The organism is Nonomuraea sp. B19D2 (genome assembly GCF_040137845.1).
GTDB lineage: Bacteria > Actinomycetota > Actinomycetes > Streptosporangiales > Streptosporangiaceae > Nonomuraea.
In genome coordinates, this window is record NZ_JBEFAK010000026.1 from 25,723 (window position 1) to 47,081 (window position 21,359).

Below are 21,359 nucleotides of genomic sequence, written 5' to 3' on the forward strand. Positions count from 1 at the left end.
TGGTCTGCCCCTGTCGAAGAGATTCGGACCCACCAGTGAGGAGTTCGCGATGAAGCGACCCGTCGTCGGCGGCATGCTGCTCGCCAGCACCAACCCGGAGCGCCTGCGCACCTGGTACGTGACCGCGCTGGACCCCGAGGAGAACACCGACATCCAGCAGTACGGGGTGCTCAAGTTCGGCGAGTTCTTCCTGTTCATCGACACGCGGGAGGACGTGAGCGACAAGAATCCGGAGCCCGGCAGAGCGATACTGAACTTCCACGTGGCCGACGCCCGCGCCGTCGCGGCCCGCATGGAGCAGGCGGGCGCGTCGTGGCTGGCACCGCTCGAGGACCGTGACGGCAGCCTGTTCGCCACCGCGATCGACCCGGACGGCAACTACGTGCAGATCATCCAGCTCAGCGAGGCCCACCTCGCGGCCATGTGAGGCGATCATGTTCGAAACGACGAAGGCGTTCAGCGGGTTCTCGGTGGACGACACCGCGGCGGCGAAGAGGTTCTACGGCGAGACGTTGGGGCTGCGCGTCTCGGAGGAGCACGGGATGCTCACGCTGCACATCGCGGGCGGCACCGACATCCTCGTCTACCCGAAGGAGCAGCACACCCCGGCGACGTTCACGATCCTCAACTTCCCGGTCGAGGACATCGACAAGGCGGTGGACGAGCTGACGGCGCGGGGAGTGCGCTTCGAGCGCTACGAGGGCTTCCCGCAGGACTCCAAGGGCGTTCTCCGCACCGAAGGGCCGCCCATCGCCTGGTTCACGGATCCGGCGGGAAACGTCCTCTCGGTCATCCAGCAATAGGAACTCAGGGTCGCGTCAGGGGCGGGTCGGGGACGGAGCCGGATGTGAGCGAGGGTTCCCGGGCGGGAAAGTGGCCTCATGACCGCAGTGAAGAGGCTCTACCCCCTGCTCGCCTGCGCCTCCATCCTGTTCTCGGTGGTCGCCGTAGGGGTCGGGCAGTTCGGGCCCGACCCCTACCTGGACCCGCTCAACGTGACCATCAGCGAATACGCCGTGTCCGACCGCGGGGGCGTCACGGAGGTCGCCATGGCGGTCCTGGGCATCGGGTCACTGGCGCTGCTGGCGGGGCTGCGGGCGGCAGGAGCGCCGGTGCGGGGGATGCCTGAGTGGTTGCTCGGGGTGTGGTCGGGTGCGCTCGTGGTGGCGGCGCTGGTCCCGACCACACCCATCGGGGCGGACCTCGATCTGGCGGCGCAGGTGCATCGGTACGTGTCCGTCGCGGCGTTCGTCAGCCTGCCCGCCGCCGGCGCGCTGCTGGTGCCCAGACTGGGCTCAGACGCACGCTGGAAGCCTGTGGCCCGGGTGGTGGAGTGGGTGGCCCTGGCCGGGGGGTTCGGGCTGCTGGCGATCACGTACGTGGCCATGCCGGGGGACCGGGTGATGATCGGGCTCGTGGAGCGGTTGTTGCTGGGGGCCGAGGTGACCTTGCTGGGCGTGCTGGCCGTGTGGCTGGCCCGGCTGGCATGGCGCCCGAGCGGCCGTCCGACCAGCGCACAAGGTACGAATTTCCTGACATATCACAGATTTATCGCGAGTCGATCTTAAAACCATCTGTATCGGTGCTATTCTCTCCCGCGATCTTCTATCCGGGAGCGGGTGTCATGGCATCGGGCAGATCCATCAGATTCAAGATCTCGACGCTGCTCGTCATCCCCTTGATCTCCCTGATCGCGCTCTGGGGTTTCGCCGCGAGCACCACGTTGGGAGAGGCGACGAGCCTGCTCAAGGTGGAGACGATCTGGACGGGCGTCATCAACAACGCCGACGGGCTGATCTCCAACCTCCAGACCGAGCGGCTCGCCTCCGCCGAGCAGATGGCAGGCGTGGTCACCGCCCCCGACGTGCTGAGCAAGGCCAGGGCCAAGGTCGACACCAACAGGAAGAACCTGCGCGAGCAGGCGACGGCCGAGGACGTGCAGTCGGCGCTCACGCAGGACATGAGGACCCAGCTCCAGTCGGTGTTCGAGGCGGTCGACCGGATACCGGACATCCGGCGCAAGGTGGATGACCGCAAACTCACCCCCGGCACCCTCGTCACCGAGTACGCGAAGGTCTCCGACGAGATCCACCTGCTGTACACCCGGATGCTGGTCAGCACCGACCTGGAGCTGGCGCTCCAGGCGCAGGGCCTGATCGCCGCCGACGAGGTGCGCGAGCTCCTGAGCCGGGAGCACGCGCTGATCGTGGCCGCGAACGGCCGGATGGCCATGCACTCCGACCTCCACCTGCTGGCCGGACTCGACAGCACCAGGACGTACCTGTTCCCCAAGGCGCTGGCCAACCTCGACAACGAGCTGCGGGCACCGTTCGAGAAGCTGTACTACTCCCCGCGCTACAGCACCATGGAGAACCTGCTGGAGAGCTACATCTCCGGCCAGCCGATGGACGTCGAGCTCTGGCGGGGCGTGGCCGATCCGCTGCAGAAGGAGTACAGAGAGGCCGTCTGGAGCACCGGCGACAAGCTGCTGGCCAGGATGGAGCCCGCGGGCGTGGGCATCGTGGTGCAGGCCGTCGTGGCGGGCCTGCTCGGCCTGATCGCGGTCGTGTTCTCCGTCGTCATCTCCGTCAGGGTCGGCCGCAGGCTCACCCAGGAGCTGAGGGGACTGCGCCGTACCGCGCTGGACCTGGCCGACATCAGGCTGCCCGACGTCGTGGCGAAGTTGAGCAGCGGCGAGAAGGTGGACATCGCGTCCGAGGCGCCGCCCATCACGGTGGGCCCGAACGCGACCAGCGAGGTCAGCGACCTGGCCGCGGCGTTCGACAGCGTGCAGAGCACGGCCGTGGACGCGGCCGTCGAGCAGGCCAGGCTGCGCGAGGGCGTGTCCGAGGCGCTGCGTAACCTCGCCAGGCGCAGCCAGTCGCTGCTGCAGCGCCAGCTCAGGATGCTGGACGAGATGCAGCGCCAGACGGAGGAGCCGGAGGCGCTCGAGCGGCTGTTCAGGCTCGACCACCTGACCACGCGCATGCGCCGCCACGCCGAGGGCCTGGTGCTGCTGTCGGGCGGCGCGGCGGGCCGCAGGTGGCGCGGCGTCATCCCGATCGAGGACGTGCTGAGCGGCGCCGCCGCCCAGGTCGAGGAGTACACCCGGGTACGCGTCTACCCGATGACCGAGTGCGGCGTCTCGGGCGCGGCGGTGGCCGACCTCATGCACCTGTTCGCCGAGCTGATCGAGAACGCCGCCTCCTTCTCCTCGCCCAGCAACGAGGTCTCCGTACGCGGCGAGATCGTCGGCAGGGGCTTCGCCGTCGAGATCGAGGACCGCGGCCTGGGCATGGACGACGCCACCCGCCGGATGATCAACGACCGCCTGGCCAGCCCGCCGGAGTTCGACCCCTCGCAGACCGAGCGGCTCGGCTTCGCGGTGGTCGGCATGCTCGCGGCCAGGCACGGCGTCAGGGTGACGGTCAAGCCCTCACCGTACGGCGGCACCACGGCCATCGTGCTCCTGCCCGGCTCGCTGGTCGAGCCGATGGTGACCCCGCCGGTGCAGCCGATCGAGTTCGAGTCCGTCTCGGTGTCGGTCGTACGGTCCGAGCCCACCGGGCCGGGCGAGCTTCCGCGCCGCGTCCGCACCAGCAGGCGCGCTGGCGGCCAGACGGCGAACGGGCTGCCGCAACAGCAGCCCCCGCAGCTGTCGCAACCGCCCGAGCAGGACTCGGGCCTGCCCCGCCGCCAGCGGCAGAGGGATACGGGCCTGCCGCAGCGCGAACGGCAGACCGGCCTGCCGCAGCGGCTCAAGCAGGCGCCGCCCGCGTCACCGGTCGAGGAGCGCTCGCCCGAGGAGGCCAGGGCGCTGCTCTCCTCGCTCCAGTCGGGCTGGCAGCGCGGGCGGCAGGACAGTGAGCAGGATGGGGGAACTCAGCCGTGAGCCGCGAGCACGAGTGGATCGACGAGGAGGCAGGGCCCGTCGTACGGCCGTACGCGGTCGCCCGCGGGCGCACCAAGCCAGCCGCCTCCTCCACGCTCGACCTGCTGGCGACCATAGTCTCGACGGGGTCGCCGATCCCGGCCAAGGCCGAGCTCAGCGCTCAGCACCGGCGGTTGCTGAGCACCGTGAGCGGCCAGGCCAGGCCCGTCGCCGAGATCGCCTCGGATCTGGGCCTGCCGGTCGCCGTCGCCAGGGTGCTGCTGGGGGACCTGCTCGAGCACGGCCTGATCTCGGTGCGCCCGCCGCGCGACAAGGCCGCCACGCCCGCGGAGAGCCTCCTCCGAGAGGTGATCAACGGCCTCAGGGCGCTCTAGGCGGGCCGCCCGAGCTTCGCCGGGCGGCTAGTTGGCCGAGGTCAGCGTGCGCAGGGAGTGCTCGACCAGCGTGATCATGACTTCCTTGGCGGAGGCCCGCCGCCGCACGTCGCACAGCATGATGGGCACGTCGTCGTCCAGGTCCAGCGCGATGCGCACGTCCTCCACGCTGTGACTGGCGGCCCCGTCGAAGCAGTTGACGGCGACCACGAACGGCGTGCCGCGCTGCTCGAAGTAGTCGAGGGACGGGAAGCAGTCGGTCAGCCGCCGCGTGTCCGCGATCACGACCGCGCCCAGTGCGCCGTGGGACAACTCATCCCACATGAACCAGAACCGCTCCTGCCCGGGCGTCCCGAACAGGTACACGACCAGCCCGTCGCGGATGGTGATGCGGCCGAAGTCCATCGCCACGGTCGTGGTGCTCTTGGCCTCCACGCCGTCGAGGTCGTCGACCCCGATCCCGCGGTCGGAGAGCACCTCCTCCGTGCGCAGCGGCTTGATCTCGCTGATCGCGCCGACCAGTGTGGTCTTGCCGACGCCGAACCCTCCCGCGATGAGAATCTTCAGCGCGACGGGGTCCTCAGAGAGCACGGAGTCCATTGATCACTTCCTTGAGAATGCGCTCATTCGACCGCGACCCTCCGGCGGAGGGCGACGTCACCGAGATGAGGCCGTGGTCACGCAGGTCGCCCAGCAGGACCCGGACGACGCCGACGGGCAGGTCGAGCTCGACGGCCAGGTCGGCCACCGAGATCGGGTTACGAGCCGCCCGCAGGATGAGTTGTTGCTCGGGACCGAGCTCGCCCGGCGGGTCGCCGATGGCGCGCACGGACGCCACGAGGTCGAACGCGTCCCCTGAGGAATGCGTTCGACCGCGGATGAGAGCATAGGGCCGGACGACTGGCCCCGCCTCCTCATCGAACCACTGCGGGCTATCGCTCATGACGCTCCAGCGCGCGGGTTGGTGTTGATGTGCTGGCCCACCCGCTTGACCAGCATCGCCATCTCGTAGGCGATGTGGCCGACGTCCACGTTCCCATCGGCGATCACGGCCAGGCAGGTGCCCTGTCCCGCCGCCGTGACGAACAGGAACGCCGACTCCATCTCCACAATGGTCTGGCGCACGTCGCCGCCGCCGAAATGGCGTCCGGTGCCACGGGCCAGGCTCTGGAACCCGGCCGCCACAGCCGACAGATGCTCGGCGTCCTCCCTGGACAATCCCTTGGAGTAGCCCACGGCCAGGCCGTCGGTCGACAAGAGGACCGCCTGGCGGACGGCGGCGACCCTCGTGGCGAGGTCGTCCAGCAGCCAGTTCAGCTCACCGGTGTTGGTGGTCGGCGCAGTCATGCATCCCCCTTTATCATGGCCCCTCCTCAGAGGCTTCTTCTCGGGCGCGTTGGGTTCCCCGCTGGAAGGCGGAGAACAAGTCCCTGACCTCGTCGGGAGAGCGTTCGGGCTGCGGCTCCTGCTCTGCAGGGCGCTCCAGCCCACGCGACTCCGGCTCGGCGGGCTCCTCCCTGAGCTGCGGCGCCAGGTTGGCCTGGCGAACCCGCCTGGGGAGCCCCGCGTGGGTGCCCGAGGTCACCACGGCGAGCGCCTTCTTCCGCGTACGGCTCGGCAGCTCGGCCTTGCCGTCGCCCGCGGCCAGCGCCGCCTGCTCGGTCACCATCGAGCGCGGCACGAGCACGACGGCCGACGTCCCGCCGAAGGGCGAGCGCCGCAGCACCACCTTGATCCCGTGCCGTTCCGCCAGCGTGGCCACCACGAACAGGCCCAGCCGGTCGCTGTCGGCCAGGTCGAACTCCGGCGGCGCGCCCAGCAGCGTGTTGAACTCGGAGTACTCGCTGATCGACAGCCCGAGCCCGCGGTCCTCGATCTCGATGACGTATCCGTTGCTCGCCAGGTCGCCGCGCACCTGGACGGTGGTGTCCGGCGGCGAGTAGATGGTGGCGTTCTCGACGAGCTCGGCCACCAGGTGGGTGATGTCGGCCGCGGCCGTCCCGTCGAGCGCGCCGGCCGGCATGTTCTCGACGTGCACCCTGGTGTAGTCCTCGACCTCCGCGACGGCGGCCCTGACGATGTCGATCACGGGCACCGGCTTGCGCCACGCCCGCCCGGGTGCGGACCCGGAGACGATCATCAGGCTCTCCGCGTGCCGGCGCATGCGGGTGGTCAGATGGTCGAGGCGGAAGAGCTCCTCCAGCCGGTCAGGGTCGTGCGTACGGCGCTGCATGCCGTCAAGCAGCGCGAGCTGGCGGTGCAGGAGGCCCTGCTTGCGCCGGGCGAGGTTGAGGAAGACCTGGCCGACCCCGTGCCGCAGGGCCGTCTGGCCGACCGCCGCCCGCACGGCGGTGCGCTGCACGGAGCCGAAGGCCCTGGCCACGTCGGTGATCTCAGCGGAACCGCTCACCTTGATCGCCTTGGCCTCCTTCTTCACGTCGACGTCCTCGCCCCTGCGCAGCCGCTCGACGATGTCGGGCAGCCGTGTCTGCGACAGGTTGACCGCGGCGGCACGCAGCCCGGCCAGCTCTCCGGCCAGGCGACGACCGAAGCGTACAGAGATGATGATCGACGAGAGCACCGCGATCAAGCCGAGGCCGCCCGCGATGGAGATCTTGACGATGGTGGAGGTGGCGGCCTCGGACACGCGCGCGGCCAGGATCGCCCCGGAGGTGGAGCCGAGCTGGTCGAGCCGGGACGTGAGCCGGTCGACCGCCTGGTTCCAGCCGTCGGAGGCGAGCGGCGGGGCGCCGGTCCTGGCGATCCGGGCCTCCATGGTGGCGAAGCCGAGGAACGGCTCGGTGGCGAAGACCTCCTCGTACGGCTTGCGCAACTGCACGTCGAGCCCGGCCAGGCCGCGCGCCTGCAGGAACTTCCTGGAGGCGGCGTACTCGGTGAAGGCGGTCGTCTCGGGCTGGGTGAGCCGGTGGTCGGCCATGGCGCCGATGATGAGCGCGTGCTCCCTGGCGATGTACTCCCTGGCCATGCCCATGGCCTGCAGCGAGGCGGCCTGCTGGAAGAGCGCCAGGTCGGAGACGGAGACCAGGTGGTCGTAGAGGGTGAAGATCGCGTCGAGGATGCGGTTGTACTCGTTGAGACCGGCGAGGCGGGAGCCGAGGCCGCCGTCGATGTCGGCCCTGATCCGGCCGAGCCGGTCGAGAGTCGAGTCAAGGGAGTCGAGGGGGCGGCGCAGGTCGTCGCCGACCGCGCTGCCGGCCTCCATGACGGCCAGTTTGAAGTCGGTGACGGACCTGTCGGTGCGGGCGCGCTGGGCGCCGAGGGCCGTGGTGAGTTTACGCGTAGTGAGCGTCTCCGCTGAGCGCGCCCGCTCGGCCTGCAACTGTAGTCCCAGGTCGGTGGAGGTGAGGCCGAGAGTCTGGTACAGGGTGTTCGCGCGGAGCAGTGACTGGGCGTCGCCCATGGTGAGGTTGAGGACGAAACCCCAGAGCGCGCTCAGAGACAGGAGCGGTAGCAGCAGCAATAAGAAGATCTTGAACCGAATTGACCGGTTTCGCGAGCCCATGTCCCAACCTCAAGTCCGGGGCATTTCCACACCGTGTGTAAATACACCTCCGGAAGATCGCATAGGAGACTAGCATCGTTTATGCTTCCGGCGCAGTGGGAGGAACACGTTCATTACCGTGATTATTGGGACAAGCTCTTGGGGCTCCAGCGGTCCCCACCCACGGTGAGGCAGTGCGACCAGCGAGATCACGCTCTCACGGCCGCGCCAGCTCCGCCACGGCGCGCACGGCGGCCGTGACGGCGCCGTCCGGCCCCGGCTCCGAGTCGGAGCCCGCGATGGCGATCCGGCCGAACCGCCTGCGCGCCGCGTCCGCGGGGAACGGCCCGTCCGGATAGAACGTGTGCCAGGGCCGGCAGTACTCGGGCGCTCTCCCGTGACCCCAGCGGTCGACCGTGATCGCCTCGATGTCCCTGGCCGGGTCGAAGCCGCCGGGGCCCAGCAGCCGGTCGAGCTGGTCGCGTACGGTGTGCTCCAGATGGCTGTACGGCGTCCTGAACAGCTCCTGCCTGCCCGCCACCGAGCCCTTGTCCGGCCCCAGCTCCGCGCGGCACGGCGTGGCCAGCAGGCGCACCCCGGACGGCGGTTCGAGCTCTGACAGGCACCAGTACGCGCCGGTCCAGCGGACCCGGCGGACGCCGACCCGCCGCCACACGCCCGGGTCGCGCACCCGTACCGTGGCGTGCAGCAGCGGCACCCTGACGGCCAGGCTCAGCGCCCGCCGCTGGTCGCGGGGCAGGTCGGGCACGAGGTACGGGATGACCGAGCTCCAGCAGGCCAGGATCACCGCCCCGGCCTCGACGGTCAGCACCCGGTGGCCGTCGAAGTAGCCGACGGTCGCCGAGGAGGCCCCGTCGCGTACCGACACCACCGGGCTGGACGGGCGGACCAGCACCCGGCCGTCCAGCGGCAGGGGTGCGGCCCCGACCGGCCCCTCCCGCACGGCAGGCGAGTTGAACCGCGACGGCTTGCCCCGGTCGAGCCCCAGGCCCCCGAACCCCGGGTACCCGGTGCCCCAGGCGTCGATCGCCCCGAACGCCCGCGTGTCGTACCCCCACGCCCGGCACGACATGGTCCGGCAGAACCGCTCGGCGTCGGGGTGCGCCCCGCAGACCTCCAGCAGGAACCGCGAGTAGGTCAGCTCCGCCAGCCGCTCCTGCTTCTCCTCGGCCGACAACCCGGGGAACCAGTCGGGCGGGTCGCGGTGGAGCATGAGCAGGTCCTGCCTGGCCCGCTCGGCGACCGGCAACCGGGCGATCCAGCCGGAGGTGAGCCTGACCAGGGTGTCGGACCCGAAGCTCTCCCGGTCGCACATCACGCCGTCCTCCGCCGGCCCGAAGCGGGCCGGGCGGGGAAGGGAGATCCTGTCGTGGTTGTCGAGGATGAGGACGCCGTCGCGGGGGCGCCGCCGCAGCCACTCGTGCGCCGCGCTCACCCCGCTCGTCCCGCCGCCGACCACCACCAGGTCGTAGCTCTCGCCGGTCGGCTCGGGCGAGCCCGCGTGCCGCCAGAAACGCCCGTCCCGCAGCGCGTGGGGCACGCTGAGCGCCTCCGCCGCCCCGCCGCGCACAGTGAATGGCTCGGGGGAGTGCGCGGTCCCACGAGGCAGCTCAGCTGCTATGCACCCCAGAGCCATCCCGTCGAAGAAGTCGCGGCGGGAAATGGGATGGTTCGTGATGAGGTCTCGCGGAGTGGAGCTCATGGCGCGATCATCAGCAGACGGGCGAAAAGCCGGCCGAGCGGCGCGCAGCGCTTCGGGAAACATTTGCCGGGCTATTACCGCGAATGCCCGTTTGGAGTAGCGTCCGGAATATCGCGAGCGGGGGGAGTCCGGTGGTCGGCAAGCAGGGCAGGGTCACGGGGAAGATCGGCCCAGGGCTCGTCGGCGAGGTCATGATCCCGATCAGGGGCGGCGTGGAGGCCTTCTACGCCCATCCCAGCGTGCCCGACGAGGAGTTCGGCATCGGCTCCATCGTGATCGTCGTCGAGTACTTCCCCCCGCGGACGGTCTACGTGGCCAGAGCACTCGTCTGAGGGAGGCCCTCCGATGTCCCCCGAGCTCTACATCGCCGCCGCCGGTGTCATCCTCGCGGCCGTCGTCATCATCCTGCTGTTCAAGGCCGTGTGGCGGGTCGCGGAGCCCAACGAGGCCCTGATCATCTCCGGGCTGGGCGCCCGCCGCCGGGGTGAGGGCGGCGTGGACAGCCTCGGCTTCAAGATCGTCACCGGCAAGGGCACGGCGGTGCTGCCGGGGTTCCAGGCGGCCAGGCGGCTGCGGCTCGACACCAGGGCCGCCAACCTCCAGGTCTCGTGCGTCACCCAGCAGGGCATCCCGGTGCACATCCGCGGCGTGGTGATCTACAAGGTCGGCGACGACCTGTCCTCCATCGCCAACGCCGCCCGCCGCTTCCTCGACCAGCAGGACTTCATGACCAGTGCGATCCACGAGCTGTTCACCGGCCATCTGCGCTCGATCATCGGCAACCTCACCATCGAGGACCTCATCCTCAACCGCGAGCGCCTGACCAGCGAGACCAGGGCATCGGCCGCCGACGAGATGAGCAAGCTGGGCCTGATCGTCGACTCGCTGCAGATCCAGGAGATCGACGACGAGACCGGCTACATCGTCAACCTCGGCAAGCCGCACGCCGCCAAGGTCGCCGCCACCGCCCGCATCGCCCAGGCCCAGCGCGACCAGGAGGCCACCGAGGCCGAGCAGGTCGCGGTCGCCAACATGGCCGCCGCCCGCCGGGACGCCCGCATCAAGGAGGCGGCCTACCAGGCCGAGATCGACCAGGCCCAGGCCACCTCCCGCCAGGCGGGCCCGCTGTCGGAGGCGACCGCCCGCCAGGAGGTGGTCGTCCAGGAGACGAAGGCCGCAGAACTGGAGGCCAAGCTCGCCGAGCAGCGGCTCCAGTCGCAGGTGCGCAAGCCCGCCGACGCCAAGGCGTACGAGACCGTCACGCTCTCCCAGGCCGAGCGGGACGCGCGCATCGCGCAGGCGGAGGCCGAGGCGAAGGAGACCGAGCTGCGCGCCGCCGCGCAGGCCTCCCAGATCAAGCTGGCCGCCGCGGCCGAGGCCGAGTCGGTACGGCTGCGCGGCGAGGCCGCAGGAGCCGCCACGAAGATCGCCGGCGAGGCGGAGTCGGAGGCGACCAGGCTGCGCGGCATGGCCGAGGCGGACGCGGCCAGGGCCAAAGGGCTGGCACAGGCGGAGGCCATCAAAGCCCGGGCGGAGGCGCTGGCGAGCAACCAGGAGGCGGTCGTCGCGCAGCAACTCGCCGAGCGCTGGCCGGAAATCGTCGAGGCGGGCGCGAAGGCGTTCGGAAACGTCGATCACATGGTGGTGCTGAACGGCGCTCAGGGCGTCGAGGAAATGCTCGCCAAGGCGCTCACGCTCGGCGGCGCCGGATTGGGCCTGGCCAGGGCGCTGCTCAACGGCGGATCACCAAACGGGGCAGAGCCGGAAATCATTCATAAAACCACTGAATCCCGCGAATAGCGGCGTTACCCGTTTCCTTACTCTTCACTTCCTCTAGCGTTTTGAAAAATGCCGCCAGAGCGAATTGGAGAGCTCATGCTGAAGGCTGTTTCCGGCATATTGCTTAGTATGGTTGCCATTTCCGGATGTTCCGGTGGCACCACCACCCCGTCGGCGGTCCCCACGGGCACGCAGCTGCCCGGGCCACAGGCGTCCGCCGACACTGCCAGGCTGCGTGCGGCCCTGCTGCCGGTGCCCAAGGGCATGCGCGTCGCGTACGGGCCCGAGATGGGCGCGTTCGGCTCGCTCAAGTCCACCCAGCAGGGCCTGGAGGCGGTGCGCCAGGCGAAGCTGCAGCGGCCGGAGTGCGCGGGGGCGGCCCAGCTCGACCCCGCCAAGCCCGACGTCGCCCAGGCGCCCGCGGCGGTGATCGCCTTTGCCGCCGCCCGCGGCTCCATCACACAGGCCGTCGTGTCGCTGCCCGCCGTGGTCTTCCCCGCGCCGCTGCCCCAGCAGTGCGCCGCATACACCGCGGACGTCGGCGGCACGCAGGTGACCTACAAGACCCGCACCCTCGCCATGCCGGCCAGAGGCGAGGAGTCGCGGGCCTACCTCACCACGGCGAAGGGTGGCAAGAAGAACGCGCAGATCGGCTCGGTCATGATCAGAAGAGGGTCGCTGATCATGACCATGCTCGTGGTCGGTCAGCGGGTCAAGCCGCAGGGGCTGTTCGAGCTGGCCCGGCTGGCCGACCAGAACCTGGCACGGGTCACCCGCTGACCGCGCCGCCGGCGCGTCAGATGAGGACGTGGTCGTCAGGGCGGCCGACGAAGGAGAACTGGGCGTTGCGGGTCAGCTTGATGTGGTCCGCCTGCCAGGTGTGCATCGAGGCGTCCGCGCTGCGCCAGTAGACGAAGTTGAACCGGTCCGCCGAGTAGATCTTGACGGAGTCCTCCTTCAGCCGCCGCACGAGGTGGGTGTCCTCGCCACGCGTGATGTCCGCGAAGCCGTACGAGCGGAACATGTCGGCCTTGCCGAGGAACGTGCCGCCCTGGACCAGGAAGGAGTAGCGGTGCTCCAGCCCCGGCAGGCGGAGCATGGTCGTGTTGCTCCCCTCGAAGTACGCGTAGTGCGCCCCCTTGCCGACCAGCTCCGCGTCCGAGTAGTCGAACGCGCGCACCAGGTCCGACAGGTAATGGTCGCCGTACAGGTTGTCGTCGTCCATCTTCGCGATCAGGTCGCCGTCGGCGGCGGCGATGCCCAGGTTCATGCACGCGCCGAGCGACAGTGACGCGTCGGCGGGCAGGACCACGACGTCCGTGATGCCCGCCATGCGGGCCTTGTCGGCGACCACCACCGGGTCGATGTCCAGCCCGTGCAGCACCATGACGAGCTGGAGTGGCCGGTGGATCTGGCGGGCCACGGAGGAGATGGCGTGCTCGATCTGGGCGGCGCGGTTGGTCGGCAGCACGACCGAGATCGAGCGCGACCTGGGCCGCACCTGGTGGCCGAGGTTCTGCAGGATCTGGTCCACCCGGTGCGAGAACAGGTGCTTGTCGAAGACCTCGCGCAGCGCCAGGTGCCCCATCCTGGCCCGCAGTTCGGGGCTGTTGATCAGGTGTAGCACCTGGTTGTACGACTCGACCGGCTCCCGCGCGATGGGGATGAGGTCGCCGAAGGTCTCCTCGACGGCCCGCGACCACCCCGACACGACGGGCGTGGCGCAGGCGGACAGCTCGAAGACCCGGCGGGCGCACATGGTCGGCGAGTCGAGCACCGAGTTGACGTTGAGGAAGACCTTGTACATCCGGTACGCGGCCAGCATCTGGTCGTACGGGAGCTCGCCCACGATGTGCGGCCGGTACTTCTCCGGCCAGGCGTACTTCTCGTCCACCTCGCCGTTGCGCGCGAAGATGTGCAGGCCCAGCTCCCTGATCGGGTCGAGCACGGTCTCCATCTGCTCGCGGCGCTCTGGGTGCTTGTCGCGGAAGTACATCCCGGCGAAGACCACGTCGTGCAGTCGGCCCTGCCGCTGCTGGATCGGGTTGTGCACGCGGGGCTGGGCGGCGAACTGCAGCACATCAACCCGATCGTGTCCCAGAACTTCCCGATACTTCGGCAGCATGTCACCGTCGCAGGTGAACACGTAGTCGAACAGCTTGGCCGTGTCGATGAAGAAGTCGAAGTTCGGCGGGTCCTCCTTGTTCCAGAAGACCGTCGGGATGCCCTCCTGCTTGCACCAGGCCACCAGGTCGCGCAGCGGCTCCTTGGGCGCGTTGGTGCCGGTCATCTGGTAGCGCCAGCGCCCCTGGTTCCCGTGCCACGCCGACTCGCAGAACAGCAGGTCGGGCCGCTTCTCGGCGAAGATCTCCGGCCAGTCCTTGAGCCCGAACTCGATCTGGTCCCACTCGTACTTGAAGGCCATCCTGGAGAAGTCGTCCAGGATCACCGCGACCTTCAGGTCGGGCCTGTTGACCGGCCCCTTCGGCCACTTCACCGGCGGCACCTCGACCAGCGGCGGCCGGTTGTTGGCGGTCTCGATCGCCTCGGTGACCGGGGTGGGCGGCTTGGGCGCCTTCTCCTTCGACCGGACCGCCTGGACGATCTTGCCCGGGCTCTTCGAGCCCAGTGCCTCACCCAGCTTGAACGTCCGCTTCGCCTGCGTGGCCTCGAGCTTCCAGGCCGCGTACGCGGCCTTCGCCTCGGCGATCTCCAGCCGCCTCCGCAGCTCCCTGACCTCAGCCTCGAATCGCTCGACGAGCTTGCGCTCCTCGGGCAGCCAGTTGACGGGGCCGAGTCGCTGGTACGTGGGCTCTTCGGGGGTTTCGGCCATGGTGGTACGCCTATCGCTTAGCGGAGGAAAGTCATGTTACGGCGGATACGTCCGCTATTCGGGGCGTTTGGCCTGAGAAGCAGGGGCGAGGTTGTCCCCCTTCAGCCAGGCGGAGATCACCCTGGCGATCCGCAGCCCGGCCTGGCCGTCCCAGAGCACCGGCAGCTCGCCGGCGGGAGTGGCGGCGCCGTCGGCCAGCGCCTTCTCCGCCGCGGCAGGCAGGAGAGCGGGCGTGACCAGCCGGTTCGTGCCATGCGTGATCGTGATCGGCCGCTCGGTGTTGGGGCGCAGGGTCAGGCACGGGACGCCCAGCACGGTCGTCTCCTCCTGGACGCCGCCGGAGTCCGTGACGACCAGGGCGGCGCCGCGTACGAGTGAGAGAAAGTCCACATAGCCGAGCGGGTCGACCACCTTGATCGATTCGCCGTCGACGAGGCCCGCCGCGGCCAGGCGCGCCTTGCCGCGGGGGTGGATCGGCACCACGACCGGGATCTGCCGCGAGACCTCCAGCACGGCGTCCACCAGCTCCTTGGCGGCCTCCGGCGTGTCCACGTTGGCCGGCCGGTGCAGGGTCGCCACGGCATAACGAGCCGGTATGCCCAGCCGCTCCACCACTGGCGCCGGGTCAAGCGACGGCAGCGCGGAGTACAGGCTGTCGATCATGGGGTTGCCCACCAGGTGCACCTTGGACGCGGGCACGCCCTCGTTCGCCAGGTAGGACAGGGCCTCGGGCGAGGTGGCGAAGAGCACGTCGGCCAGCGCGTCGGTGACGACCCGGTTGACCTCCTCCGGCATGCCCCGGTCGAACGAGCGCAGCCCCGCCTCCACGTGCGCGGTCTGCACGCCCAGCTTGGCGCAGACCAGGATCGCGGCCAGCGTGGAGTTCACGTCGCCGTAGACCACGACCAGGTCGGGGTCCTGCTCCTGGACGATCTCCTCCAGGCCGACGAGCAGCGCCGCGGTCTGCTTGGCGTGCGTGCCGGAGCCGACCCCCAGGTTCGCCACTGGCTCCGGCAGTCCGAGATCGGCGAAGAAGACGTCCGACATCAGCGCGTCATAGTGCTGACCAGTGTGGATGATGCCCTGCCGCACGCCGAGTTCACCGAGTGCCCGCACCACCGGGGCCGCTTTCACGAAATTGGGACGAGCACCCAATACGTGCAGGACCAGGGGGTTCTCCCTCATTGACCTCGCCTTTCATAGCGGAAGGGGAAAAACGTTGCCTATGGTACGGTCACCGCGTGGCATCCGACGCCAGTCGTCAAGACTCCTCAAAGGTTTCCGCGAAGTCCGCCCGTGCCGGCGTCGGTGGACTTCTCAAAGGCTTCGTCCAGCACCCGATCATCGTCTCCCGCGTCGTCGTGACGAAGGTCAAGTCCGACCCCGTCCGCGTGGCCCAGGCCGCGGCCGACGCGCTCCCGCCCCGGCTGCGCCCCGTCGTGGGCAGCGTGGCCTGGCCGGCCGCGCGCCGGGCCCGGCGCATGGTCCGCAAGTTCGGCATGCGGGTGGTCAAGGGTCCGTGGAACGAGGCCAAGGTGCTGTGGAACGCCGGCCGGGTCAGCGAGGCCGCCGAGGTGCTCGAAGCCCACACCAAGTACCCGTTCGTCAAGCGCAGGGCCGCCTACTACCGGGGTGAGCTGGCCGCGATCAGCCCCGACCCGATCCCGCCCGGCCCCAAGGTGGCCGTCACGGACCGGGTCGAGGGGCGGGTGCTGCACCTGGTCACGAACGCGCTGCCGTACACGCAGGCCGGGTACACCGTCCGCACCCACCGCATCGTCAGCTCGCAGAAGGCCGCGGGGCTCGACCCGCACGTGGCCTCGAGCTGGGGCTGGCCGATGTTCCAGGGGCACGCGGACGCGTCGCCGTTCGAGGAGATCGACGGCATCCCCTACTACCGGCTGCTGCCCGACGGGCACGGCGAGATGCCGTTCGAGATGCGCGGGCGCATGGTCAAGGGCGCCGACGCCGTCACCAAGCTCGTCGAACAGCTCAAACCGCAGGTCCTGCACGCCGCCACCGACCACCGCAACGGTTCCGTGGCGCACGCCGTGCGCGACAGGACGGGCACGCCGTTCGTCTACGAGGTACGCGGCTTCCTGGAGGAGACCTGGGCCTCGCGCGACCCGATCCGCGTGGGCAGCGAGCGGCACGTGCTCCAGCGCGAGCGCGAGGCGTTCCTCATGCGCGCGGCGGACGCCGTGGTCACGCTGGCCGAGACCATGGCCACGGAGATCGTCGAGCGTGGCGTGCCCCGGGAGAAGATCCACCTGGCGCCCAACGCCGTCGACGACTCGCTGCTGACCGCCCACTACGACGGGGCGTCGTTCAGGGACGCGTACGGCATCGCGCCCGGCGAGATCGTCGTCGGCTCGGTGTCCAGCATCGTGGCCTATGAGGGATTCGCCACTCTCCTGCGTGCCGCCGCGCTGCTGCGTGACGAGGGCACGCCCGTGCGGGTGCTCATCGTGGGCGACGGCGCCGAGCGCGACAACCTCCTGGCGCTGGTCGGCGAGCTGGGCCTCGACAACGCCATCCTGCCGGGCCGGGTCGGCCCCGAAGAGGCGCTGCAGGCGCAGGACGCCATCGACATCTTCGCCTGTCCGCGCGAGGACCTGCGGGTGTGCCGACTTGTTACGCCATTGAAACCCGTCGAGGCGATGGCGCTCGGCAAGCCGGTCGTGCTCAGCGACCTGCCCGCGCTGTCCGAGCTCGTCGGCTCCGACGGCGCCGGGCTCCTCGTCCCGCCGGGCGATCCGGCCGAACTCGCCAAGGCCATCGCCGGGCTCAGGGAGGACCCGTCGCGGCGCGCTGAGATGGGGGAGGCCGGCCGGGCGGAAGTGGCGGCCAAGCGGACTTGGAGCCGCGTTGCCGAGACTTACCGTGCTCTATACCGCTCTCTTACCTAATGATGACCTTCATGTTGGCTGTCACTTGTGACGGGTTCGGTCGCATTAGGCGTGAGCTAGGTGGACTTGAGATAACCTTTGCGACCATGAAGTGTTGTTTCCGGCTCTCTAAGGCACTGCTGTGACAGAAATCGACTTGGCTGTCATCGGCCTCGGCTACGTCGGCATGCCCCTCGCCAAGGAGGCAGTGAACGCCGGCCTGCGGGTCGTCGGCGTGGACGTCGACCCTGCCAAGGTCGACGCGCTCAACGCCGGGCAGTCCTACATCGATGACCTGACCGACGCCGACCTCGAGCACATGCTGGCCAACGGGTTCAGCGCCACGCTCGACGAGACCGTGCTGGCCAGAAGCAACACGATCGTCATATGCGTGCCCACCCCGCTGGACGAGGACCACCGCCCGGACCTGTCCGCAGTGGAGGGCGCCACCAGGACCGTCGCCCGCAACCTGAGCAAGGGCACGCTCGTCGTGCTCGAGTCCACCACCTGGCCGGGCACCACCGACGAGGTGGCCAGGCCGCTGCTGGAGAGCTCGGGGCTCGTCGCGGGTGAGGACTTCCACCTCGCCTTCTCGCCCGAGCGCATCGACCCGGGCAACCCCAAGTTCGGGCTGCGCAACACGCCCAAGGTCGTGGGCGGCTACACGGCGACCTGCCGCGACCGCGCCACGGCGTTCTACGGGCAGTTCATCGAGCAGGTGGTGCCGGTCAGCGGCACCCGCGAGGCCGAGATGGCCAAGCTGCTCGAGAACACCTACCGGCACGTCAACATCGCTCTCGTCAACGAGATGGCGATCTTCTGTGACGAGCTCGGGATCGACCTGTGGGAGTCGATCGAGGCCGCGGCCACCAAGCCGTTCGGCTTCCAGAAGTTCCTGCCGGGTCCCGGCGTCGGCGGGCACTGCATCCCGGTGGACCCGTCGTACCTGTCGTACACGGTGCGCAAGCTCGGCTACCCGTTCAGGTTCGTGGAGCTGGCGCAGGAGATCAACGAGCGGATGCCGTCGTACGTGGTGGCCCGCGTTCAGCGTCTGCTTAACAGGCATAAGAAGCCCGTCAACGGCGCGAAAGTCGTTATGCTCGGCGTCACCTACAAACCGGACATCGCCGACGAGCGCGAGACCCCGGCGCTCCCCGTGGCGCGTGCGCTGCTGGAACTGGGCGCCGAGTTGTCGTTCGCGGACCCGTATGTCAAGGAGTGGTCGGTAGACGGCACTGCGGTGCCGCGTGAGGAGGATCTGGCCGAGGCCGTGATCAACGCGGACGTGACGCTGCTCCTGCAGCAGCACGCCGCGTTCGACCTCGACATGGTCGAGGCGAAGGCCAGGCTCGTGCTGGACACCCGCGGTGTGCTCACCGAGGGTGAACGGGTCGAGCGGCTGTAGCGACGGAGGGCTGCGCGCAGTGCACGTGCTCGTCATGACGGTGGTGCATAACCCCGAGGATGCTCGAATCCTGCACAGGCAGATTCGTGCCCTTGTGGATGCCGGTCATGAGGTCACGTACGCCGCCTCATTCACCGCGCACGGCGTCGTCCCGCGACCCTGGGTAACCGGCGTCGATCTTCCCCGCGCCGCGCAGCGCAAGCGGATGGCGGCCGTGTGGGCCGCCCGGCGGCTGTTCAAGCGCATGCGCAACAAGGTCGACCTCGTCCTCATCCACGACCCCGAGCTGCTGTTCGCGGTCTGGGGCGTGCGCAACAGGCCGCCCGTGGTGTGGGACGTGCACGAGGACACCCCCGCCACGCTCTCGCTCAAGCCGTGGCTGCCCGCGCCGCTGCGGCCTCCCGTGCGCTTCCTCGCCCGGATGCTCGAGGGCACCGCGGAGCGCCACATGCACCTGCTGCTGGCCGAGACGGCGTACGCGGGCCGGTTCAAGCACGCCCACCTGATCGTGCCCAACGAGACCTGGGTGCCCGACTCCGTGACGCCTCCGGGTGACGACCGGGTGGTCTACCTCGGCTGGTTGTCCAGGGCCCGGGGCGTGTTCGAGGCCGTCGAGGTGGCGAAGCTGCTGCAGCCGTACCGCGTGGCCGTGGAGCTGATCGGGTACGCCGACCCGCAGAGCCGTCCCATGCTCAACCAGGCCGTCACCGAGGGCTTACTGGAGTGGCGCGACTTCATGCCCAACGACGAGGCGCTCAAGCGGCTCGACGGGGCACTGGCCGGTCTGTCACTGCTGCACGACGAGCCCAACTACCGCCACTCGATGCCCACGAAGATCGTGGAGTACATGGCGCACGGCATCCCCGTCATCACGACCCCGTCGCCGCGCGCCGTCGAGCTGGTGGAGCGCTATGACAGCGGCGTCGTGGTGCCCTGGGAGGACCCCAAGGCCGTCGCGCAGGCCGTGCTGACCCTGCGCGACGACGTACGCGAGCGGCGGGCGCAGGGCGCGCGCGGCTACGCGGCCGCCCGCGCGAACCACCACTGGCCCAACTCGGCCAAGCGCTTCGTGGCCCAGCTGGAGTCCTGGGCCGGGGTCAAGCGGTAATCCATCGAGGGCGGTTCTGACGTGCGCTGGCTCTTCGTGGCCGCTGGCCTTGCCATTCTCGCGGTGGTCGCCACCGTGATCATCGTGCTGCCGTCCTCGTCGGACAAGCCTCCGACCGCCGCCTCGCAAACGCCCAAGGCGGCGCACACCGCGCCGACGCCCAAGGTGACGAAGTTCACCGACCCTTGTGGAACGTTCGAGACCAAGGAGCGGGCCCCGTACGCCGTGACCGGCTACTGGATCATGCCCAAGTCGAACCCCTGCACCTGGCGCACCCAGCTGAAGGAGATCCACGACGTCGGCGGCGACACGATCATCAGGATCGGGTACGGCCTGCAGTTCCGCACCGTCTCGGAGTCGGGCGAGATCCTGACCAGGGACGGGGAGCTCGACTCGCTCTACAAGGCGTGCGAGGAGGACGGGCTGACCTGCCGCGACGCGGCCGAGCGCGACCTGCGCGAGGCCAACCAGGGCAACAGGATCGGCCGCACGTACGTCTACCGCACCGACGAGTCGTTCAGTCCCGGCCTGTTCCGCTGTCCCCAGATGGAGCACCCCATCAAGGCGGGCAACCGGATCTACTACCGGCTCATCACGCAGCCGGACGGCTCGGACGACGCCACGTGCGACTTCTCCAGCCGGGCCACCGCGTACGACATGATCCTGGTGGCCGGGTCGCCCAAGGACAGCCTGAAGGAGCTGCTCGACCTGGGTGACCAGTTCGGCATGCAGATCTTCCCCGCGCTGCCGCTGGCGCCGCGCGACCCCAAGATGGAGACCAGGGCGAACAAGAAACATCTCGGCACGCTGACCACGCTGACGCGGCGCATCCTGCAGGACTACGGCGCGCGCTTCGCCGACCGGAAGTCGCTGGGAGGCGTCTACCAGCCGTTCGAGGTCCAGATGGCCGACACCCTGGCCACGAACCCGACGCTGGAGGTGTACGCCGACCAGCACACGATCGTGGAGCAGGAGCTCGGGGGCAAGCCCATCCTGATCAGCCCCTACATGGACGCGCGCAAGCGGGTGCCCTTCGGCCAGACGCCCAGTCAGGTGGCCGAGGCGTTCAAGGCGCTGGCCAAGACGGGGGTCGGCATCATCGCGCCGCAGGACAGCCGGGGGACCGGCAAGGTGGGGCTGTTCTGGCCGGACCAGCGCGACGACGAGGTGGACGAGCGGCTGCGGCCGGTGGTGGGGGAGTCGACGTACGCGACGGCGTACCACGGCTCCACGCGCGACTACTACCGCGAGATGTCGGTCGCCCGCGAGGAGATGGTCAAGGCCGGCTACCAGGTGGACCTGTGGGCGAACGTGGAGGCGTTCGAGCCGTCGGGCAAGGAACCGTGCGCCGCGCAGGGCACCCGGGGCAAGACGGACAAGAAGCGCCTGGACGCGGCCGTCACGATGGCTGGGCGTTATGTCCAGAAAGTCGTCTCCTATATGTGGAGCGACTTCATGACATGCGGGAGTCCCTCCCTCGAGAAGGAGATCATCACCGACTGGCGGCGCCCGATCGCGGTGGACGCCATCAGGCGGGGCCGTGACATCCAGGACGGGGTGGAGGTGCGCGGCTACAACTTCAAGGACAGCACCGTCACCATCACGTGGTCCGGGGGCACCAAGGATCTGGTGGTGTCCGCGGTGGGGTGGCTGGACGAGCAGCCGATCGAGGAGCTTCCCGAGGGGATGTCCACGGCGTGGGTGCCGTTCGACTGGACGCAGGTGCCCGCGGGCGAGTGGGTCAAGATCACCGTGAAGGGCCCGGCGGGCCAGGTGTCGACGGAGCCGCTGCACGTTCGGATCGTCACTTAGGGACGGTTCGCTCCCTGCACGCGACTGCGTGTAACGTGCCTGC

At 69.5% G+C, this 21,359-nt stretch carries 19 protein-coding genes; 12 read left to right on the forward strand and 7 right to left on the reverse strand.

What is annotated here, in order from left to right; all coding sequences use genetic code 11:
- The first annotated feature begins 49 nt into the window (after positions 1 to 49).
- The 5 genes from ABN273_RS36830 (at position 50) to ABN273_RS36850 (ending at position 4,266) form a co-directional block, all read left to right on the forward strand.
- Positions 50 to 427, forward strand: a complete 378-nt coding sequence (locus ABN273_RS36830) for a VOC family protein (RefSeq protein WP_349453740.1) — start codon at positions 50 to 52, stop codon at positions 425 to 427.
- A gap of 7 nt (positions 428 to 434) precedes the next feature.
- Positions 435 to 803 carry a VOC family protein gene (locus tag ABN273_RS36835; protein ID WP_349453741.1) on the forward strand — a complete coding sequence of 123 codons (369 nt, stop codon included), beginning with the start codon at positions 435 to 437 and terminating at the stop codon, positions 801 to 803.
- 78 nt (positions 804 to 881) lie between these two features.
- Positions 882 to 1,568, forward strand: a complete 687-nt coding sequence (locus ABN273_RS36840) for a DUF998 domain-containing protein (RefSeq protein ID WP_349453742.1) — start codon at positions 882 to 884, stop codon at positions 1,566 to 1,568.
- Positions 1,569 to 1,624: 56 nt separating this feature from the next.
- Positions 1,625 to 3,892, forward strand: a complete 2,268-nt coding sequence (locus tag ABN273_RS36845) for a sensor histidine kinase (protein ID WP_349453743.1) — start codon at positions 1,625 to 1,627, stop codon at positions 3,890 to 3,892.
- A complete protein-coding gene (locus ABN273_RS36850; RefSeq protein WP_349453744.1) occupies positions 3,889 to 4,266 on the forward strand; it encodes a DUF742 domain-containing protein in 378 nt (125 codons plus the stop codon). Before ABN273_RS36845 ends, ABN273_RS36850 begins: the two co-directional genes overlap by 4 nt.
- Before the next feature lie 27 nt (positions 4,267 to 4,293).
- Here the strand turns inward: ABN273_RS36850 and ABN273_RS36855 are convergent, their stop codons facing one another.
- From ABN273_RS36855 to ABN273_RS36875, 5 genes are all read right to left on the reverse strand, one after another.
- Entirely contained in the window at positions 4,294 to 4,866 is a 573-nt protein-coding gene (locus tag ABN273_RS36855) for a GTP-binding protein (RefSeq protein WP_349453745.1), read from the reverse strand.
- Positions 4,847 to 5,209 (reverse strand): DUF742 domain-containing protein, encoded by a 363-nt coding sequence (locus ABN273_RS36860; protein ID WP_349453746.1) that lies wholly within the window; start codon positions 5,207 to 5,209, stop codon positions 4,847 to 4,849. Before ABN273_RS36860 ends, ABN273_RS36855 begins: the two co-directional genes overlap by 20 nt.
- Positions 5,206 to 5,613 carry a roadblock/LC7 domain-containing protein gene (locus ABN273_RS36865; protein WP_349453747.1) on the reverse strand — a complete coding sequence of 136 codons (408 nt, stop codon included), beginning with the start codon at positions 5,611 to 5,613 and terminating at the stop codon, positions 5,206 to 5,208. The genes ABN273_RS36860 and ABN273_RS36865 overlap by 4 nt, the downstream gene beginning before the upstream one ends.
- Positions 5,614 to 5,626: 13 nt before the next feature.
- Positions 5,627 to 7,747 carry a sensor histidine kinase gene (locus ABN273_RS36870; RefSeq protein WP_349453748.1) on the reverse strand — a complete coding sequence of 707 codons (2,121 nt, stop codon included), beginning with the start codon at positions 7,745 to 7,747 and terminating at the stop codon, positions 5,627 to 5,629.
- A 238-nt stretch (positions 7,748 to 7,985) separates the two neighbouring features.
- Positions 7,986 to 9,491 carry a hypothetical protein gene (locus ABN273_RS36875; RefSeq protein WP_349453749.1) on the reverse strand — a complete coding sequence of 502 codons (1,506 nt, stop codon included), beginning with the start codon at positions 9,489 to 9,491 and terminating at the stop codon, positions 7,986 to 7,988.
- A 131-nt stretch (positions 9,492 to 9,622) separates the two neighbouring features.
- Between ABN273_RS36875 and ABN273_RS36880 the strand changes: the two genes are divergently transcribed.
- The 3 genes from ABN273_RS36880 (at position 9,623) to ABN273_RS36890 (ending at position 12,050) form a co-directional block, all read left to right on the forward strand.
- The gene (locus ABN273_RS36880) at positions 9,623 to 9,823 is read left to right on the forward strand and encodes an NfeD C-terminal domain-containing protein (RefSeq protein ID WP_349453750.1); all 201 of its coding nucleotides are present in this window, start codon (positions 9,623 to 9,625) and stop codon (positions 9,821 to 9,823) included.
- 13 nt (positions 9,824 to 9,836) lie between these two features.
- A complete protein-coding gene (locus ABN273_RS36885; protein WP_349453751.1) occupies positions 9,837 to 11,291 on the forward strand; it encodes a flotillin family protein in 1,455 nt (484 codons plus the stop codon).
- A 108-nt stretch (positions 11,292 to 11,399) separates the two neighbouring features.
- Entirely contained in the window at positions 11,400 to 12,050 is a 651-nt protein-coding gene (locus ABN273_RS36890) for a hypothetical protein (RefSeq protein WP_349453752.1), read from the forward strand.
- 16 nt (positions 12,051 to 12,066) lie between these two features.
- Here the strand turns inward: ABN273_RS36890 and ABN273_RS36895 are convergent, their stop codons facing one another.
- Together ABN273_RS36895 and wecB are read right to left on the reverse strand one after the other, a co-directional pair.
- Positions 12,067 to 14,103: a glycosyltransferase family protein gene (locus ABN273_RS36895; RefSeq protein ID WP_349453753.1), complete on the reverse strand. Its 2,037-nt coding sequence runs from the start codon at positions 14,101 to 14,103 to the stop codon at positions 12,067 to 12,069.
- Between the two features lie 54 nt (positions 14,104 to 14,157).
- Positions 14,158 to 15,288 (reverse strand): non-hydrolyzing UDP-N-acetylglucosamine 2-epimerase, encoded by a 1,131-nt coding sequence (gene wecB, locus ABN273_RS36900; protein ID WP_349453754.1) that lies wholly within the window; start codon positions 15,286 to 15,288, stop codon positions 14,158 to 14,160.
- 56 nt (positions 15,289 to 15,344) lie between these two features.
- Between wecB and ABN273_RS36905 the strand changes: the two genes are divergently transcribed.
- The 4 genes from ABN273_RS36905 (at position 15,345) to ABN273_RS36920 (ending at position 21,316) form a co-directional block, all read left to right on the forward strand.
- Complete coding sequence (locus tag ABN273_RS36905; RefSeq protein WP_349453755.1) at positions 15,345 to 17,012, forward strand: glycosyltransferase family 4 protein; 1,668 nt, start codon at positions 15,345 to 15,347, stop codon at positions 17,010 to 17,012.
- Positions 17,013 to 17,133: 121 nt separating this feature from the next.
- On the forward strand, positions 17,134 to 18,396 hold the full coding sequence (locus ABN273_RS36910; RefSeq protein WP_349453756.1) for a nucleotide sugar dehydrogenase: 1,263 nt from the start codon (positions 17,134 to 17,136) through the stop codon (positions 18,394 to 18,396).
- A 19-nt stretch (positions 18,397 to 18,415) separates the two neighbouring features.
- Positions 18,416 to 19,504, forward strand: coding sequence for a glycosyltransferase (locus ABN273_RS36915; protein ID WP_349453757.1), 1,089 nt, complete (start codon positions 18,416 to 18,418; stop codon positions 19,502 to 19,504).
- A 36-nt stretch (positions 19,505 to 19,540) separates the two neighbouring features.
- A complete protein-coding gene (locus tag ABN273_RS36920) occupies positions 19,541 to 21,316 on the forward strand; it encodes a DUF4434 domain-containing protein (RefSeq protein WP_349453758.1) in 1,776 nt (591 codons plus the stop codon).
- Positions 21,317 to 21,359: the final 43 nt, after the last annotated feature.

Excerpts from the sequence above, each read along its gene's own strand:
- ABN273_RS36830 (WP_349453740.1), top strand. The coding sequence starts at position 50 with ATGAAGCGACCCGTCGTCGGCGGCATGCTGCTCGCCAGCACCAACCCG.
- ABN273_RS36885 (WP_349453751.1), top strand. The coding sequence starts at position 9,837 with ATGTCCCCCGAGCTCTACATCGCCGCCGCCGGTGTCATCCTCGCGGCC.
- ABN273_RS36875 (WP_349453749.1), bottom strand. The coding sequence starts at position 9,491 with ATGAGCTCCACTCCGCGAGACCTCATCACGAACCATCCCATTTCCCGC.
- ABN273_RS36840 (WP_349453742.1), top strand. The coding sequence starts at position 882 with ATGACCGCAGTGAAGAGGCTCTACCCCCTGCTCGCCTGCGCCTCCATC.
- ABN273_RS36845 (WP_349453743.1), top strand. The coding sequence starts at position 1,625 with ATGGCATCGGGCAGATCCATCAGATTCAAGATCTCGACGCTGCTCGTC.
- ABN273_RS36895 (WP_349453753.1), bottom strand. The coding sequence starts at position 14,103 with ATGGCCGAAACCCCCGAAGAGCCCACGTACCAGCGACTCGGCCCCGTC.
- ABN273_RS36855 (WP_349453745.1), bottom strand. The coding sequence starts at position 4,866 with ATGGACTCCGTGCTCTCTGAGGACCCCGTCGCGCTGAAGATTCTCATC.
- wecB (WP_349453754.1), bottom strand. The coding sequence starts at position 15,288 with ATGAGGGAGAACCCCCTGGTCCTGCACGTATTGGGTGCTCGTCCCAAT.
- ABN273_RS36865 (WP_349453747.1), bottom strand. The coding sequence starts at position 5,613 with ATGACTGCGCCGACCACCAACACCGGTGAGCTGAACTGGCTGCTGGAC.
- ABN273_RS36835 (WP_349453741.1), top strand. The coding sequence starts at position 435 with ATGTTCGAAACGACGAAGGCGTTCAGCGGGTTCTCGGTGGACGACACC.
- ABN273_RS36890 (WP_349453752.1), top strand. The coding sequence starts at position 11,400 with ATGGTTGCCATTTCCGGATGTTCCGGTGGCACCACCACCCCGTCGGCG.
- ABN273_RS36860 (WP_349453746.1), bottom strand. The coding sequence starts at position 5,209 with ATGAGCGATAGCCCGCAGTGGTTCGATGAGGAGGCGGGGCCAGTCGTC.